14 protein-coding genes are annotated in these 16,130 nt (G+C 65.5%); 4 read left to right on the top strand and 10 right to left on the bottom strand.

Features of this window, described 5'->3' with window-relative positions; genetic code table 11:
* Position 1: 1 nt before the first annotated feature.
* The gene (locus FXY94_RS01475) at positions 2-1,408 is read right to left on the bottom strand and encodes an HAD family hydrolase (protein ID WP_016663238.1); all 1,407 of its coding nucleotides are present in this window, start codon (positions 1,406-1,408) and stop codon (positions 2-4) included.
* 123 nt (positions 1,409-1,531) lie between these two features.
* Between FXY94_RS01475 and FXY94_RS01480 the strand changes: the two genes are divergently transcribed.
* A complete protein-coding gene (locus tag FXY94_RS01480) occupies positions 1,532-2,938 on the top strand; it encodes an NAD(P)-binding domain-containing protein (RefSeq protein ID WP_016663239.1) in 1,407 nt (468 codons plus the stop codon).
* Here FXY94_RS01480 and FXY94_RS01485 read toward each other — a convergent pair.
* The 7 genes from FXY94_RS01485 to FXY94_RS01515 are packed head-to-tail and all read right to left on the bottom strand — an operon-like array spanning position 2,877 to position 10,322.
* A complete protein-coding gene (locus FXY94_RS01485) occupies positions 2,877-4,706 on the bottom strand; it encodes a copper resistance D family protein (protein WP_016663240.1) in 1,830 nt (609 codons plus the stop codon). The two genes, FXY94_RS01480 and FXY94_RS01485, sit on opposite strands and share 62 nt — an antisense overlap.
* Positions 4,703-5,095: a fluoride efflux transporter FluC gene (locus FXY94_RS01490; protein ID WP_081976377.1), complete on the bottom strand. Its 393-nt coding sequence runs from the start codon at positions 5,093-5,095 to the stop codon at positions 4,703-4,705. The genes FXY94_RS01485 and FXY94_RS01490 overlap by 4 nt, the downstream gene beginning before the upstream one ends.
* Positions 5,092-5,655 (bottom strand): fluoride efflux transporter CrcB, encoded by a 564-nt coding sequence (gene crcB / locus FXY94_RS01495; RefSeq protein ID WP_016663242.1) that lies wholly within the window; start codon positions 5,653-5,655, stop codon positions 5,092-5,094. The genes FXY94_RS01490 and crcB overlap by 4 nt, the downstream gene beginning before the upstream one ends.
* A 17-nt stretch (positions 5,656-5,672) precedes the next feature.
* The gene (locus FXY94_RS01500; RefSeq protein WP_016663243.1) at positions 5,673-7,046 is read right to left on the bottom strand and encodes a dihydrolipoamide acetyltransferase family protein; all 1,374 of its coding nucleotides are present in this window, start codon (positions 7,044-7,046) and stop codon (positions 5,673-5,675) included.
* 36 nt (positions 7,047-7,082) lie between these two features.
* Positions 7,083-8,066, bottom strand: coding sequence for an alpha-ketoacid dehydrogenase subunit beta (locus FXY94_RS01505; RefSeq protein ID WP_016663244.1), 984 nt, complete (start codon positions 8,064-8,066; stop codon positions 7,083-7,085).
* Positions 8,063-9,208 (bottom strand): thiamine pyrophosphate-dependent enzyme, encoded by a 1,146-nt coding sequence (locus FXY94_RS01510; RefSeq protein ID WP_016663245.1) that lies wholly within the window; start codon positions 9,206-9,208, stop codon positions 8,063-8,065. Before FXY94_RS01510 ends, FXY94_RS01505 begins: the two co-directional genes overlap by 4 nt.
* 10 nt (positions 9,209-9,218) lie before the next feature.
* Positions 9,219-10,322 (bottom strand): histidinol-phosphate transaminase, encoded by a 1,104-nt coding sequence (locus FXY94_RS01515; protein ID WP_040386364.1) that lies wholly within the window; start codon positions 10,320-10,322, stop codon positions 9,219-9,221.
* A 55-nt stretch (positions 10,323-10,377) separates the two neighbouring features.
* On the opposite strand from FXY94_RS01515, the gene purB reads away from it, so the two are divergent.
* The 3 genes from purB to ppdK all read left to right on the top strand — a co-directional run bounded on the left by purB (position 10,378) and on the right by ppdK (position 14,976).
* Positions 10,378-11,778, top strand: coding sequence for an adenylosuccinate lyase (purB, locus tag FXY94_RS01520; RefSeq protein WP_016663247.1), 1,401 nt, complete (start codon positions 10,378-10,380; stop codon positions 11,776-11,778).
* Positions 11,756-12,097 carry a metal-sensitive transcriptional regulator gene (locus FXY94_RS01525; protein ID WP_246816547.1) on the top strand — a complete coding sequence of 114 codons (342 nt, stop codon included), beginning with the start codon at positions 11,756-11,758 and terminating at the stop codon, positions 12,095-12,097. Before purB ends, FXY94_RS01525 begins: the two co-directional genes overlap by 23 nt.
* Positions 12,098-12,243: 146 nt before the next feature.
* Positions 12,244-14,976: a pyruvate, phosphate dikinase gene (ppdK, locus tag FXY94_RS01530; RefSeq protein WP_016663249.1), complete on the top strand. Its 2,733-nt coding sequence runs from the start codon at positions 12,244-12,246 to the stop codon at positions 14,974-14,976.
* Here ppdK and FXY94_RS01535 read toward each other — a convergent pair.
* Positions 14,973-15,689, bottom strand: a complete 717-nt coding sequence (locus tag FXY94_RS01535) for an SDR family oxidoreductase (RefSeq protein ID WP_016663250.1) — start codon at positions 15,687-15,689, stop codon at positions 14,973-14,975. The genes ppdK and FXY94_RS01535 overlap by 4 nt on opposite strands.
* Before the next feature lie 52 nt (positions 15,690-15,741).
* On the bottom strand, positions 15,742-16,083 hold the full coding sequence (locus tag FXY94_RS01540) for a rhodanese-like domain-containing protein (RefSeq protein ID WP_016663251.1): 342 nt from the start codon (positions 16,081-16,083) through the stop codon (positions 15,742-15,744).
* Positions 16,084-16,130 lie beyond the last annotated feature (47 nt).

Genomic DNA, 16,130 nt, shown 5'->3' on the forward strand with positions numbered 1-16,130 from the left:
GTCAGTCCTGCTTTCGGTTCGGCCAGCTCTTCACCCACGCGAGGAGGTCGGGATCGCTCAGCGAGGAGAGCGTTAAATCGGCCACGTCGATCGGTTGCCCCGTCGAGGGAATCCCGATGAGGGTCATACCCGCCGCTTTCGCCGCGCGCGCCCCAAGGGGGGAATCCTCGAAGGCGAGGCACCGCGAGGGCTCGCACCCGAGGGCTTTCGCGCCAGCCTCGTACATGTCCGGGGCGGGCTTGGGGCTTCCGACGGTACTCGAGCTTTGAAGGCTCTCAAAATACCCGAGGAGCCCAGCGGCCGTGAGTTTCTTCTCGAGAATCTCGTGCCACGAGTTCGAGGCGACCGCGATCGGCACCTTGGTCGCGGCAAGTTCGAGGAATTCGCGCGCGCCCGGCATGGTCGGCACATTGGCTCCGAGTCGCGACTGGAAGTCGTCGGTAACGATCTGCTCGACGCGAGCCGGTTCCTGGCCCGTCATGCCGCCGAGAATTTCGGCGGTCTGTTCAAGGGTCGTGCCCATGAGCGCGCCGAGATCCTCTTCGGTTGGCGTCACGCCCGCATCGTACAGAACCTTGAGCTGCGTCTCCGTCCATAGCGCCTCGGTGTCGAGGAGGAGGCCGTCGCAGTCGGTCACGATCGCGTCGGGAATCTCGTGGCGCACGAGACCGAGCGCGTTGTACACGGGCGAATAACCGCCGCGGCGGTCGGGCCACGTCGCTACCCATTCGCGCAGCCCCGGGTCGCCGATCGCAGCGATCTCAAGCTCGCCTTCGGGTCGCTGCCCGGGAATCGTAGGGGCGACGATGAGCCGGCATCCGGCGGCTGCGGCGGCCTGCGCGCCCGTTTCCGAATCCTCAATCGCGAGGGCTCGCTCGGGGGCGACGCCGAGCAGTTCGCACGCGCGCACGTAGATGTCGGGGGCGGGCTTGGGGTTTGCAACGTCGTCGAGGGAGACGACGTGATCGACATACGGCAGGAGACCCACGTCGGCAAGTTCGCTCAGGAGCGGGGCACGGTTGCTGTTGGATGCCACGGCAACGGGGATCCTCGAGCTCGCGGCCTTGAGCAGTTCCGCCGCGCCCGGAAGCACGGGGATGTCCTCGGCAAGCTTTGCAAAGTAGCTCCGCTTGAGGCTTTCGCCAACGTCTTCGGGCTTCTCCCCCGTGAGCTCCGCGATCGCGACGACGACGTCGATCACGTCGCGGCCCACCAGCCAACGGCGGCGCGCCTCTTCCATCGCGAGGGACCGGGCCTCGAGGTATTCGACCTGGGTTTCTTCCCACAGGCTTTGCGTGTTGAGAAGAACGCCATCGCAGTCAAAAACGATCGCTTCGGGTGTGAACGCACCGAAGGTTTCACGGAAGGGTGCGAGACCGGGCGAGAGAGGCTCTTGATAGTCGCTCATAGTGCCCCCACCATACGCAGCGGCCCTGAAAGGAGCCCGTTTCCATCACAGCTTTTGTGCACGCGAGCGCCCTAACATGTGGAACGTTAATCTTGCGTCGTCCTTGGAAGGCAAACCCCCGCCATGACTGCACTCACACGCGGATCCGTTCTCGTGATCGGAGCCGGCCCCTCGGGTCTCGCGGCCGCCGCCGCTCTCTCCTCCCTCGGGGTGGATTTCGACCTTGTGGATGCGCAAAACCACGTGGGTGGCGTGTGGAACATCGCTAACGAGGACGCCCCGACCTGGCCGAACATGAAGCTTGCCACCTCGAAGTCGCATACGCAGTTCGAGGACCTTCGCATGCCCGTCAGCTTCCCCTCGTTCCCCTCGACCGACGAATACGCGACTTACCTTCGGGCCTACGCCTCGCATCACGGCCTCACGGAACGGTTTGAACCCAACAAAGCGGTGCGCAGCGTTCGCTCGTTCGGCGAGGGCGAGTGGGAAGTAGATTTCTCCTCCGGCGAAGTACGCCCGTACACGGCCATCATCGCGGCGCACGGGGTCTCGCAGCGTCCCTTCCTGCCGCCGCTGTGGCACGAGGCTCGCGAATCTGGCGTTCGCACTATCCACTCGAAGAACTTCCTGGGCGGCGACGACACCGCTGAAAAGGACGTGCTCGTGATCGGTGGCGGCCAGGAGGCGGCCGATATCGCCGTCGAGCTCGCGAAGGCGAACCGTCGCGTGGCCCTTCACCCCACCGAAGCGCACTGGGTCGTTCCGCGCACATGGGGTCCGTTCGCGGGCGATTCCCTTGCCCGCCTCGAGCCGACCTTCCTCGGTCGAGCCTTCAACGATACGGTCGCCGAGAAGCTCATTGAGCGCGCGATCGGCCGCCCGGAGAACGTGGGGCTACCCAAGCCCGAGGTCTCGGTCATGGAGGACGAACCGATCGTGTCGGATTCGTTCCTCACGCTCGTCAACGACCGCCGTATCGAAATCCTTCAAGACTCGGCTCACCTGCCGTTCGAGCGCTTCGAGCTGATCGTGTTCGCGACCGGTTACGAGCCTGGAGCCGACTACCTCGATCCCGAATACACGAGCGATCTTTTCCTCGGTGCCTTCCCGCGTTCGCGCCGCGACCTCGCCGTCCTTGGCCAGGTGCGCGTGCTCGGCGGCGTCACGCCGATCCTCACGCAACAGGCGGACATCGCGGCATATGCCACGAAGGAATTCCTCGAGGAAATCGAGACCGGCACCACCTCCCCCGCTCTCGCACGCTTTGAAAAGCTCAAGTCTCGCGCCGACGCCGACGTGCGCCGCACCGCTCCCCACTCGAGCGAAAAGGGGCTTCGCGGCGCATTTTCAGGGGTTGCCTCGCGCGTGCGCACCGCCACCCGTTCGACGCGCATCGCGGAGCTTTCGCCGTGGGCCGAGCAGAACGCGCTCGACTCGCTGCCCGAGGATCAGCCGATTCGTCTCCCGCTCACCGACCGCGAACGTCTGCTGGCGCGCCTGTCGACCGCGCGCGCGATTTTCGAGAAGTAAGGGCTGAAGCCGCGAATACCGCTGCGCCGTAGAGCACGATGATGGCTCCGGCGACGCTCGCGCCGCAATGCTGGTCACGGAGCGTATCGGCGAGCCACGTGCGGCCGGTCGCGCCAAACCAGCTTGGCGCAATCGCGTACGGCGTAAGTGCCATGACGGCGAGAACAAGGACAGTCCCCGCGAGTCCGGTCTCGAAGGCCCACTTCTGCCCTGCGCGTACAAGTACGACGAGCAGGGCGCCGCACGCGATCATCGCCAGATCAAGCCCGAGGTTCGCCGGGTGGGATTCGAGAAGTCGCCGCATGAGCGCCGGGATGAGATAGGCGCACGCGAGGGTGAGCGCTGGCACCAGCGAAAGGGCAAACGCGAGGGTCCGACGCTTGCTGAGCACACCCCGAATCTTCGCGAGCGCGGCGTCGCTCACCCCCATTCCGAGGGCGCTTCCGGGCAGTATCGCAAGCGCGAGCGCTAGCGCGAGGTGCGCGCTGAAAAGCACGCGGGAATAGACCGCAAGCGCGCTCGAGGCAAGAAGCGGGTAGAGCACGAGCGCAAGGATGAGCCAGCGACGCTCAGTGGCGCTTACGCCCCGAGCGATGCCGCGCATGAGAAGCCACGTGAGCGCGAGGATCGAGGCACCAATCGCGAAAATATCGGGCCTTATCTGCCCAAGCGCGGCAAGGCTGCGCGGATCGGGCGGGAGCGCATAGGTCGTGAGGATCCCCGCGGGGGTGGCGGGCGGCGGAATGTTCTGTGCGGGTGGTGGCGCGCTCGACATCGCCGCGGCCAACCCAATCGCCGCACCCATGAGGAGAATTTCAAAGAGCGCCAGTTCGCGAAAACCGGAGCGGCCGAGCGTGGCGCGCCGGGCGAGGACGCGGCGCTGCGCATAACCGCACGCACCGAGCGCGAGCAGCAACAGCGCCTTGGCAAGGCCCAGCTGGCCGTATGGATGGGTGAAGAGTTCACTGATGGCGCTCAGGCGTGCGAGGATCGCGAGGAGTCCAGAGACCGCGAGGGCGATCCACGCGACGAGGGCGAGCGAGGAGAAGCGCCCGATCGTGCGGCGCATTGCAGGCTCGTCTCCCGGCTCAAGAGCGGGAAGAAACTGGAGCACGAGTAGCGGCCCCACCCAGGCCGAGAACGCCAAAAGGTGGAAGAACATGGAACTCGTCGCGCTCTCGTGGCTCACACTTCCCGCGGCGTGCCCCGTCATCCCCTTGGCGACGATCGCCCCGAGGGCCGTGAGCGTCGTTGCGCGGGCCGTGCGCGCGCTTGTCCCCGAGACCCCGACCGCGCTTGCGAGGGCCGCAGCGACGATCGCGGTCAAGCTCCAGACTCCGAGGTCGCTCGCGGCAAACACGCCGATGTCGGAGCCGAAATGTGCGGAAAAGAGCGGCTGTCCAGACGAGAGCGAGTACGCGAGAATGAACTGCACAACGAGCAGGAGCGTCCACACGATAGCGCTCGTGAACGCGATCGTCATGGCGCGCGCTCGTGCGCGCGCCGACCACGCCCCGCTCTCCGGCGAAGCATCAAGCAGCCAGCCAGCAAGAATCGACCCGCCGAGCGTGAGCGCACCCGCGGCCGCGGCAAGAGCTGCGCTTACGGGAAGCAGGGCCTCGGTCGCGCGGCCGGCGTTGACGAGGAGAATCTCTGCGTCTCCCGCCGCGTAGCGGGCACCGGCCAGCGCTATAGCTGCGCCGCCCGCGAGGGCGACGAGCGCGATAAGGAGCGCGGCGAACACCGCGCGCGAGTGCGCACGGCTCACGCGGTCACCACAATGCCGAGCCAGAACGCCGCGAGTGCCGATCCGAGGCTGAGCGCGTAGTAGCCGAGGGCGGTCACCGTCGCACGCGACCGCACGAGCTTCACAACTTCGAGCATGAAGGTCGACATGGTCGAGAGTGCCCCGCAAAAGCCCGTGCCGAAGAGCGCCGCAAAGCTCGCGGACACGAAGTCGGTGCTGCCACCGAGGCGGCGCAACACAATCGCGAGAAGAAATGAGGCGATGACGTTCGCGACGAACGTCGGCCACGGGATGGGCGAAGGTTCCTGATCGGGACCCGAGGGGCGCGTGAGGGCCGGGATGAACGTGAGGCCGTACCGCACGACGGAGCCGACGGCGGCACCGAACGCGACGATCAACGCAGTCATCATGACTCCTCACCCCTTTCGACATGCTCGCGTGCACTCATCGCGCCCACGCGAGCGCCGGCAAGCAACCCACCCACGACCGCAAGCACACACACGAGGACGCTCGCGGTCACGTACTTGAAGGCCTCGAGGGGAAAACCCGCGCCAATAATCGCGGCAATCTCCCCCGTGAACGTACTCATCGTCGTGAACCCACCGCAAAAGCCCGTGCCGAGCACGAGCTGGAGCTGCGCGTATTTCGGAGGGTTCTCATCCCAGTACCCAGTGAGCGCCCCGAGGATCAGGCAGCCGAGGATGTTTGCAGCGAGGGTTCCCCACGGGAGATCAACGAGTGTGAGCGTCGTCGTCGTGGGGAGGATGACGGCGAGGGCGTAGCGCACAACCGCGCCGATAGCGCCCCCGAGCGCCACCCACCAAAATCCCCTGCGGAAAGGAAGGGCTTTGGGCGGCACGCGCACGGTGCGAATCGCGGTCGTCTCAGTGCTCGTGACGGCCGAAAACTCGGCCGTGCGCAAGAGCGGATCTTCGCGGCGGAGGCGTTCGCGCCTTTCTTGGTCGTCCATCACCGCTCTAGCGTACGTCAGCCCCAAACGAGCCCGAGGCTCGGGTTTTCGAGAACCGCAGAGACGTCGCGAAGAAGCTCGGAGCCGAGCGCGCCATCGATCAGACGATGGTCAAAGCTCAAGGCAAGCGAACACACCTTGCGCGGGACGATTTCGCCATCGACAACCCACGGCTTGTCTTTGATCGCACCGAAACCGAGGATGACGGATTCGCCGGGATTGAGAATCGGGGTGCCCGAATCAATACCAAACACGCCGAAGTTCGTGATCGTAATCGTGCCGTTGCGAGTTGCCGAAAGCGGCGTCTGGCCCGCGCGTGCCGTATGGGCGAGATCGTTGATGCTCACCGCTAGTTCGCGCAGCGTGAGCAGGTGCGCATCCTTGATGTTCGGCACGATGAGGCCGCGCGGGGTTGCCGCGGCGATACCGAGGTTGACGAAGTGCTTATAGACAATCTCTTGGTTGTCCTCGTCCCACGACGCGTTCACCTCGGGATTGCGGCGGATCGCCACGAGTAGCGCCTTTGCCAGCACGACGAGCGGGGAGATCTTGACGTCTTTCCACTCGCGGCTCTTCTTGAGCGTGTCGAGAAGCGCGAGGGTCTCGGTCATATCGACCTCGTTGAACACCGTGACATGGGGGGCCGTGAACGCCGAGCTCACCATCGCCTCCGCGGTGCGCTTTCGCACGCTGCGGATCGGGACGCGCGTCGTCTCCTCGTCGCTCGTCACGCCGGGGAACGGTTGGCTCTTCGGGGTCTTCATGTGGCCGGCGAGGTTGTCGGGCGCCTGCTTCTCCTCGCTCGGGAAGTAGCTGCCCGCCTGCTCGGGGGCGCCGTCGAGCGAGCGCTGGGACGCCGCGATCACGTCCTGGCGAGTCACAACTCCGCCGCGCCCAGTCGCGAGCACGTCGTGGAGGGCAACGCCAAGATCCTTCGCGAGCTTACGCACGGGCGGCTTCGCGAGGATGCGATCGATCGGGACCTGCGGTTCCGCACCGCTCTGCGCGATCGCGCGCTTCTTGCGACGCGGTGTGGGCGTCTCGCGCGCGCCGTAGCCCACCAGGGTTTTCGGCTCGGTCTCCTCGGGCTTTTCGGAAGCATCGGCCTTTTCGGAAGCGTCGGGTTCCGACGCCTGCCCAGCCTCCGGATCGGTCTCAATATCAAACATGGGCTCGCCCACGTTGAGCTCGTCGCCTTCCTTCACGTGCACCTTGGCGACGATGCCTGCGACGTGCGAGGGAAGCTCGACGGCACTCTTGGCCGTTTCGACCGTCACGACCGGGTCGTTGATCTCGACCCGGTCTCCCTCCTTGACCTTGATCTCGATGATCTCCGCCTCGGTGAGGCCCTCGCCGGGGTCGGTGAGGCAAATCTGGGTGATGCTGCTCATGAGGGAACCTTTCGGGGTGAGTCAGTGCTCGGTGAATCAGTAATCGAGGCAACGGTCAACGGCGTCGAGCACGCGCTCGAGGTCGGGAAGGTAGGCGTGCTCCATGCGCGCCGGCGGGTACGGCGTGTGGTAGCCACCCACGCGCATGACGGGTGCCTCCAGGCTATAGAAGCAACGCTCGGTGATGCGCGCCGCGATTTCACCGCCGAGGCCGCCAAACACGGGCGCTTCGTGCACGATGACGAGCCGGCCCGTCTTCGTCACGGAGCCCTGAATACAGTCAAAATCAATCGGGTTGAGGCTTCGCAGGTCGATCACTTCGAGTGACAGGCCGTCCTCTTCTGCCGCCTGGGCAGCCTCGAGAGCCACGGGAACCGTCGGACCCCACGACACGAGCGTAAGATCCGCACCCTCGCGCACAACGTTCGCCTCGTAGTGCTTGAGGGCGGGGCGGTTGTCGGTGTCGACCTCGCCCTTGACCCAGTAGCGGCGCTTGGGTTCGAACATGATGACGGGATCGTCGGATTCGATCGCCTGGCGCGTCAGCCAGTAGGCGTCATTCGCGTTCGACGGGGTAAGGATTCGCAGGCCAGCGGTGTGAGCAAAGAGCGCCTCGGGGCTCTCCGAATGGTGCTCAACCGCGCCGATGCCCCCTCCGTAGGGAATGCGGACAACGACGGGCATGCGCACGCGCCCCTCGGTGCGGTAGTGAGTCTTCGCAAGCTGAGTTGTGATCTGGTTGTAGGCGGGAAAGACGAAACCGTCGAACTGGATCTCGCAGATTGGCCGGTAGCCGCGATAGGCGAGTCCGACCGCAGTGCCGACGATTCCGGCCTCGCCGAGCGGCGTGTCCACGACACGCAGTGCACCGAATTCGTCGAGCAGCCCCTGCGTCACGCGGAACACGCCGCCGAGACGAGCAACGTCCTCGCCCATGAGCATGACCTTGTCGTCCGCACGCATCGCATCGCGGATCCCCAGGTTGATCGCTCGGGCGATCGGAAGCTTTTCGACGCTCACTTGCCCTCGCCCTCCTCTTCGAACTGTTCGATATAGCGAATGTACTCGGCGCGCTCTTCTGCCACGAGAGGATGCTCGTCAACGTACACGTGATCGAAAATCTGGACCGGATCCGGATCCTCGAGCGCGTGGATGTGGTGATGAAGGCTCATCGACAGATCGTGCCCCTCTTCCTCGCAGCGCGACACGAATGCGTCGTCGAGCTGGTCCTCGCGCCGCAAGTACGCCTCAAACCGCGCGATCGGATCGAGCGCAGCCCACTGCTTCTCCTCGTCTTCGCCGCGGTAGATGCGCGGCTCATCGCTCGTCGTGTGCGCGTTCATACGGTAAGTGAGAGCTTCGATGAAGTGTGGCCCCTGCCCTCCACGCGCGGCATCGAGCGCAAGGCGGCTCACGGCGTAGCTCGCGAGCACGTCGTTGCCATCCACGCGAACCGAGGGAATGCCCCAGCCGCGGCTGCGCTGCGCGAGCGGTACGCGCGTTTGTACGCTCGTTGCGGTCGAGATCGCCCACTGATTGTTCTGGGTGAAAAACACGATCGGCGCTTCAAAGCTCGCAGCCCACGTGAATGCTTCGGAAACCTCGCCCTCGGAGCTCGCACCGTCACCGAAGAGTGCGAGAACGGCCGTGTCGGTTTCGGGGTCGCCCGTTGCGCACGCACCATCCCGGGTGATGCCCATGGCATAGCCAACAGCCTGGGGGGCTTGAGCGCCGAGCACAATCATGTACGGGTGGGTCATGAGCTCGCGCGGGTCCCAGCCGCAATGGTTGATTCCGCGCCATACCTCGAGAAGCTTCCACGGCTCGATCCCGCGTGCCCACGCGACGCCGTGTTCGCGATAGGTCGGGACGAGGTAGTCGTGCGCACGGGCCGCGTGCCCAGCACCGATTTGCGCGGCCTCCTGGCCCACGGCGCTCGCCCACAGGCCGAGCTGCCCCTGGCGCTGGAGGGAGGTTGCCTCGTGGTCAGCGGCGCGAACGATCACCATGTCACGGTAAAAACCGCGCAGGTCGTCGAAGTCGAGGTGCGCGAGCGCGGCATCGAGCTCATCGTGTGGCGTGCGCGTGCCATCGGGCGAAAGAAGCTGGAGCGTCGGTTCACTCGAGGCGGGGGTCGGTATCGCTGTCTGGAAAACACTCACGGTCCCAAGCCTAACCTACGGTGGCGTAGGTTTCAGCCTGTCTGGTCCCCCACTCCTTCACGACATCGATTAGGCGCGAGTTCGCGGCTTCCTCCGCAATTGTGATCCGGCAACCGTCGGACCCATAGCCACGCACCACGAGGCCGCGCTCAAGCGCAAACTCCACGAACTCGCCCGTGCGCTGTCCAAGCGGGAGGTACACGAAGTTGCCGTGCGAAGGCACGTACGCGCAGCCACGCTCGAGGCCCGCGAGCGCACTCTCGACTCGCGCGCGCTCCGCACGGATCCACGAGACTCGCCGCTCGAGTTCGCTGCACGCGGGCTCCTCGAGTGCCGCACACGCCGCTACCTGCGCGAGGCTCGAGGCGCCGAATGGAATCGCGACCTTATTCAGCGCACCCGCGAGCCGCGGGTGGGCGATCGCGTAGCCGAGCCTGAGTCCCGCGATGCCGTGAACCTTCGAAAACGTGCGCACGCGCACGAGGTTTGCGAAGCGCTCGAAAAGGCTCGCCGAGTCCGCGCGCACGTCAGGATCCGCGAACTCGATGTAGGCCTCATCGAGCGCGACCGTGACGGTATCGGGTACGGACTCGAGAAACGCCTCGAGCTCGGCAGTTCCGAGCACCGTTCCCGTCGGATTATTCGGCGAGCACAACAGGATCAGGCGCGTGCGCGAGGTGACGCACGAGGCCATCGCCTCAAGATCGTGCTCGTAGCGCGCGTTGAGAGGGACCGGGACGGCTTTCGCGCCATGAGATTGGACGAGGATCGGGTAGGCCTCGAAGCTACGCCACGGGAAGACCACCTCATCCCCCTGGTCGGCGAGCGCTCGCACGAGGTCGCCGAGGACGGCCGAGGCACCCGTTGAGACGTGGATCTGGGCCGGCACGACACCGTGGAGGGCAGCGAGGGCCTCGCGAAGCCGGGTCGCGGACATATCGGGATAGCGGTTGAGACCGGCGAGCTCCCTCTCGAGCGCCTCGCGGATCTGCGCGAGAGGCGCGAAAGGCGATTCGTTTGAGCTCACCTTAAAGGCGTCCGCCGGCGCCGGTTTGCCCGGAACGTACGAGGGAATTGACTCGAGGGTTGCGCGCACGTGAATGTTTTCGGCCATGCACGAATGGTACGTGCCGGGGGCACTCACGCGCGGTCCGTGCCAAAATGGCAGCATGCGCCTTAGTGACATTGACCCCGCCCTCCCGCTCACCCCACTCGATGGACGCTACCGCGCCCAGGTCGCCCCGCTCGTGGACCACCTCAGCGAAGCAGCCCTCAACCGGACCCGCATCGTCGTTGAGACCGAATGGATGATCCACCTCCTCGACCAGGGTGCGATTCCCGGCCTTCGCGCGCTCACGGACGACGAGCGCGCGCTCCTTCGCCGAATTCCCGAGGACTTCGGCGCCGAGGGCATCGCCGAGCACGCCGAGATCGAACGTGAAACCGTGCACGACGTCAAGGCCGTCGAGTACTACATCAAACGCCGCCTCGCGGGCACGAGCCTCGAGCCCCTCGCCGAAATCGTGCACATTTACTGCACGAGCGAAGACATCAACAACCTCTCCTACGCCCTCATGGTCAAGGGCGCCCTTCACGACGTGTGGCTGCCCGCGCTCACGGACCTGACGGCCGACATCGCACAGCTTGCACGCGAATGCGCCGACATCCCCATGCTGAGCCGCACCCACGGCCAAGCGGCGACCCCCACGACCCTCGGCAAGGAACTCGCCGTGTTTGCCTACCGCCTCGAGCGCCAGATCGCGCGTCTGAGGGGCGACGAGATCCTCGGAAAGATCAACGGTGCGACCGGCACGTGGGCCGCCCACGTCATCTCCGTACCCGACACCGACTGGCCCGCGATCGCGAAGAGCTTCGTGGAGCACCTCGGCCTCACGTGGAACCCGCTCACGACCCAAATCGAGAGCCACGACTGGCAAGCAGAGATCTATTCTGATGTCGCGCGTGCGGGCCGGATCCTGCACAACCTCGCGACCGACATGTGGACTTACATCTCGCTCGGCTACTTCCGCCAGCGCCTGAGCGCCCAGGGCGGCACGGGAAGCTCCACCATGCCGCACAAGGTGAACCCGATCCGTTTCGAAAACGCCGAAGCCAATCTCGAGATCTCGGGGGCGCTCTTCGACGTCCTCGCCCAGACCCTCGTGACCTCGCGCCTTCAGCGCGACCTCACTGATTCGACAACGCAGCGCAACATCGCGCCCGCCTTCGGGCACTCGCTCCTTGCGATCTCTAACCTCAAGCGCGGGCTCGCCGGCCTCGATACCGACGCCGAGCAGATGGCACGCGATCTTGACGCCAACTGGGAGGTCCTCGGGGAAGCCGTCCAATCCGTCATGCGTACCCTCGGCATTCAGGGGGTCGAGGGTATGGATTCACCGTATGAACGCCTCAAGGAACTCACGCGCGGCAAGCGCGTCGACGGCGACGCGATGCGAGAGTTCATCACGTCGCTCGGCCTGCCCGAGAAGGAGCGCGAGCGACTCCTCGCTCTTACCCCCGCGACCTACGTGGGGCTCGCCTCCTCGCTTGTCGACTACCTCGAGGGCTGATCTGCGCATGAACGACTGCTGCTCGACCCCGCACGGGACCACGCCTGGCTATCACGCCGACAAGGACGCCTACGTACGCCGCCTGAGGCGCATCGAGGGGCAGGTGCGGGGACTCCAGCGCATGCTTGAGGACGACACGTACTGCATCGACGTCCTCACGCAAGTCAGTGCCGTCAAGCGCGCCCTTGAGTCGGTTTCGCTCGAGCTCGTCGAGGACCACGTACGCCACTGCGTGCGCGATGCGGCCGCCGACGGCTCCCCCGCCGTCATCGACGCCAAACTCACCGAGGTGCTCACGGCCGTCAAACGCCTGATGTAAAGGGCCCGACGGTTGCCGGTAACCGTCGGACCCAAAATTCCGGCCCACCGGATTCCGCGCGCCCTAAAGTCCTCGCGCTCTGGCTCACCCGGGCGCACAATGGTGCCACCCCAGCCCCACAATGATGTGTTTGAGGACGGTCCGCTATGAGTGATCAGTACGTATACCCTTTCAGCGCCGGCTCGCGCGAGCAGGTCGACCTGCTCGGTGGTAAAGGCGCGAATCTCGCCGAAATGACCCAGCTTGGGCTTCCCGTACCACCAGGCTTTACGATCACGACCGACGCCTGCCGGTACTACATGCGCTACGGCCATGAGCCGAGCGTGCTTGCCGACCAGGTCAAACGCGAACTCGCGAGTGTCGAGAAGGAACTCGGGCGCACGTTCGGCGATCCGAAGAACCCCCTGCTCGTGAGCGTGCGCTCGGGCGCGAAGGTCTCGATGCCCGGCATGATGGAGACGGTTCTGAACGTCGGCCTCAACGACGAGACGCTCGAGGGGCTCGCGGAGCTCTCGCATTCACGGCGATTCGCGCTCGACTCGTACCGACGCCTTCTGCAGATGTTCGGGCGTACCGTGCTCGATATCGATGCCGAACTGTTCGAGGCGGTTCTCGACGACGCTAAGTCGGCTGCGGGAGCCGCGAGCGATGTCGAGCTTTCGGAAGGCGACCTCGAGCGGGTCGTCGCGAGTTTTAAAGAGATCATCGAGCAAGAATCCGGCTCGCCCTTCCCTCAGGACCCGTTCACGCAGCTCACCATGAGTATCCACGCGGTGTTCGACTCGTGGAATTCGCCGCGCGCGATCGTGTACCGCAACACCGAGCGCATCCCCCACGACCTCGGCACCGCCGTCAACGTGTGTTCGATGGTTTTCGGGAACCTCGATGACCAGAGCGCGACCGGTGTCGCCTTCACGCGCGACCCCGCGACGGGCGCTCGCGGCGTGTATGGCGACTTCCTCCTCAACGCTCAGGGCGAAGACGTCGTTGCGGGCATTCGCAACACGCTGAGCCTTCCCGATATGGAGAACCTGCTTCCCGAGAACTATCGCGAGCTCGTGGGCATCATGGAAAAGCTCGAGCGACACTATCGCGACCTGTGCGATATCGAGTTCACGGTCGAATCGGGCAAGCTATGGATGCTTCAAACCCGCGTGGGTAAGCGCACCGCCGCTGCCGCGTTCCGCATCGCCACCGCCCTCCTCGACGAGGGAGCGATCACCGAGAACGAGGCGCTCATGCGCGTGACCGGTGACCAACTCTCGCGCCTCATGTTCCCCGCCTTCGATTCTCATGCCGAGCGCGTACTCCTCGCCCGCGGCATGAACGCCTCCCCGGGGGCCGCTACCGGTCACGTCGCCTTTACCACCGCGGACGTGCTCGCGCGCGCTAAAGAGGGCACGCGGTCGATCCTCGTGCGCCGCGAGACCAACCCCGACGACCTCGCGGGCATGATCACCGCCGAAGGCGTGCTCACGGCACGCGGCGGGAAGACCTCCCACGCGGCCGTCGTTGCCCGCGGCCTCGGCCGCACGTGCGTGTGCGGTGTCGAGGCGTTCACCGTCGATGAGGCCGCCCGCGAAGTACGCGTCGATGGTGAAGTGGTGCTGCGCGACGGGGATCTCGTGTCGATTGATGGCACGAGCGGTGAAGTATTCCTCGGAGAGGTCCCCGTGCAGCCGAGTGCCGTCGCCGCCTATTTCGAGTCGGGTGCAAGCCTCGACGACGGTGATGCCACGAGCCTCGAGGGGCTCGATACAGCAGAGGCAGAGCTCGTCACAAGCGTTGACCGGCTCATGCGCATCGCCGATCGCGAACGCGCTCTCCTCGTCCGTGCCAACGCCGACACCCCCGAGGACGCCGCACGGGCACGCCGCATGGGGGCCCAGGGCATCGGGCTTACGCGCACCGAACACATGTTCCTCGGCGACCGCCGCACGCTCGTCGAGAACCTCATCCTCGCCGCAAGCCCCGAGGAACGCGAGGAAGCGCTCGCCGCGCTCCTGCCCCTCCAGCGCGGAGACTTCCTCGAGATGATCCGCGAGATGGACGGCCTGCCCATGACCGTGCGCCTCCTCGATCCGCCGCTGCACGAGTTCCTCCCCGACCTCACCGAACTCTCGGTGCGGATCGCGAAGGCTGAAGAGCGCGGCGAGCACAACGATCACGAGATCAAAGTGCTCGAGGCCGTGAAGCGCCTGCACGAGCAGAACCCGATGCTCGGCCTTCGCGGTGTGCGGCTCGGGCTTTCCATCCCCGGCCTCTTCGGCATGCAGACCCGCGCGATCCTCGAGGCCGAGGCACAGGCCCGCGCCGAGGGACTGAATCCGCAGGTCGAGATCATGATCCCGCTCGTAAGCTCCGTGCGTGAGCTGCGTGAGATCAAGAAGGAAATTTTCGCCGTTCGCGACGCGGTCACGCAGGAAACGGGCCTCAAGCTCACCACCGTGATCGGTTCGATGATCGAGCTGCCGCGCGCTGCCCTTCGTGCCGACGAGATCGCCGAAGAAGCCGAATTCTTCAGTTTCGGCACGAACGATCTCACGCAAACCACGTGGGGCTTTTCACGCGACGACGTCGAGGCCGGCTTCTTCTTCACCTACAAGGAGCACGGCATCCTCCTCACGAGCCCGTTCGAGTCGATCGACCAATTCGGCGTCGGTGAACTCGTACGCATCGGCACCGAACGCGGCCGTGCCGTCAACCCGGACCTCCACGTCGGCGTGTGCGGCGAGCACGGTGGAGACCCGAGCTCGGTTCACTTCTTCAACTGGCTCGGGCTCGACTACGTCTCGTGCTCACCGTTCCGCGTGCCCGTCGCGCGCCTCGAGGCGGGGCGCGCGACACTCAGCGTGGATGACTTCGAGATGAGCCACTAGCGCGGGCGGATGGAGAGCACGTCGACGTTCGCCTCGGGCGGGGCCGTGAGCGCGTAGCGCACGGCCTCGCCGATCGTTTCGGGCTTCATGTAGTCGCTCTCCACATATTCGCCACCCTCGTAGGCGCGCAATTCGCGTTGCATGTCTGTCGCGACGCGCCCCGGGTGGAGCGATACGACGCGCACGCCCCGCTCGCGTTCTTCCTCGCGCAGCGCATCGGAAAGAGCGCGAAGGGCGAACTTCGTCGCGGAGTACACGGCGTTGCCGGGCTTCGACGTGAAACCCGAGCCAGAGTTCACGAACACGATCGTGCCGCGCGCCTCGCGAAGCTCCGGGAGGATCTGGGCGGTGAGAACGGCCTGCGCTGTCACGTTCATGTGGAGAGCGAACTCCCAGTCGCCCGGCTTGGTGTTCTCGACCGTGTCGCCGGCGAGAACGCCCGCGCTCAGCACGGCGCCGTCAAGCCCGCCGCTGCCTGTTCCGAGGGCGCCGCTCTCGCGGGCCTCGCGCATGCCGTCGATAATCTTCTGCGAGTCGGAAAGGTCCGCAAGGACATACTCAGCCGACGGTAGCTCAGCGACGAGCGCTTCAAGCGCCTTTTCGTCGCGGCCCACGAGCACGAGGTGGGCGAAGTCTTTGAGCGCAAAGGCGGTCGCACGGCCGATGCCGCGGGTCGCGCCCGTGATCAGGATGCGAGGCTTCGAATTCGTCATAACCCCACTGTGTCACGTTCGCCTCGAGGAAGCCTGCCCGGAACACTCGGGGCTAAAGCACGCGCCCGGGTTTCCCTTCATCGGTGACAACGGGGAGACCCTGCATGAGCCACGCGCCCATACCGCCACCAACGTTGATCGCTTCGATTCCCTGCATGGCGAGCCACTGAGCGACCTGCGAGGAGCGCCCACCCGAGCGGCACACGAGGTAAATGTCCCGCTCGCGGCCCTCGTCATCCTCCACAAAGAGCTCATCGAGATGTGCGGCGAGGCTGCTCGCGGGGAGATGGCGAGCGCTTGGCGCGTGCCCCGCGTCCCACTCATCCTGCTCACGTATGTCGAAAAGGAGGGCGCCCTCGGGGACACTCAGCGGGTCAACGGTTTCGAAATCCATGCGTTCAGCCTAGAGGGATTCGCTCCGTGTTGGCCACAAGCACCGGC

The organism is Dermabacter jinjuensis (assembly GCF_902381725.1).
GTDB lineage: Bacteria > Actinomycetota > Actinomycetes > Actinomycetales > Dermabacteraceae > Dermabacter > Dermabacter hominis.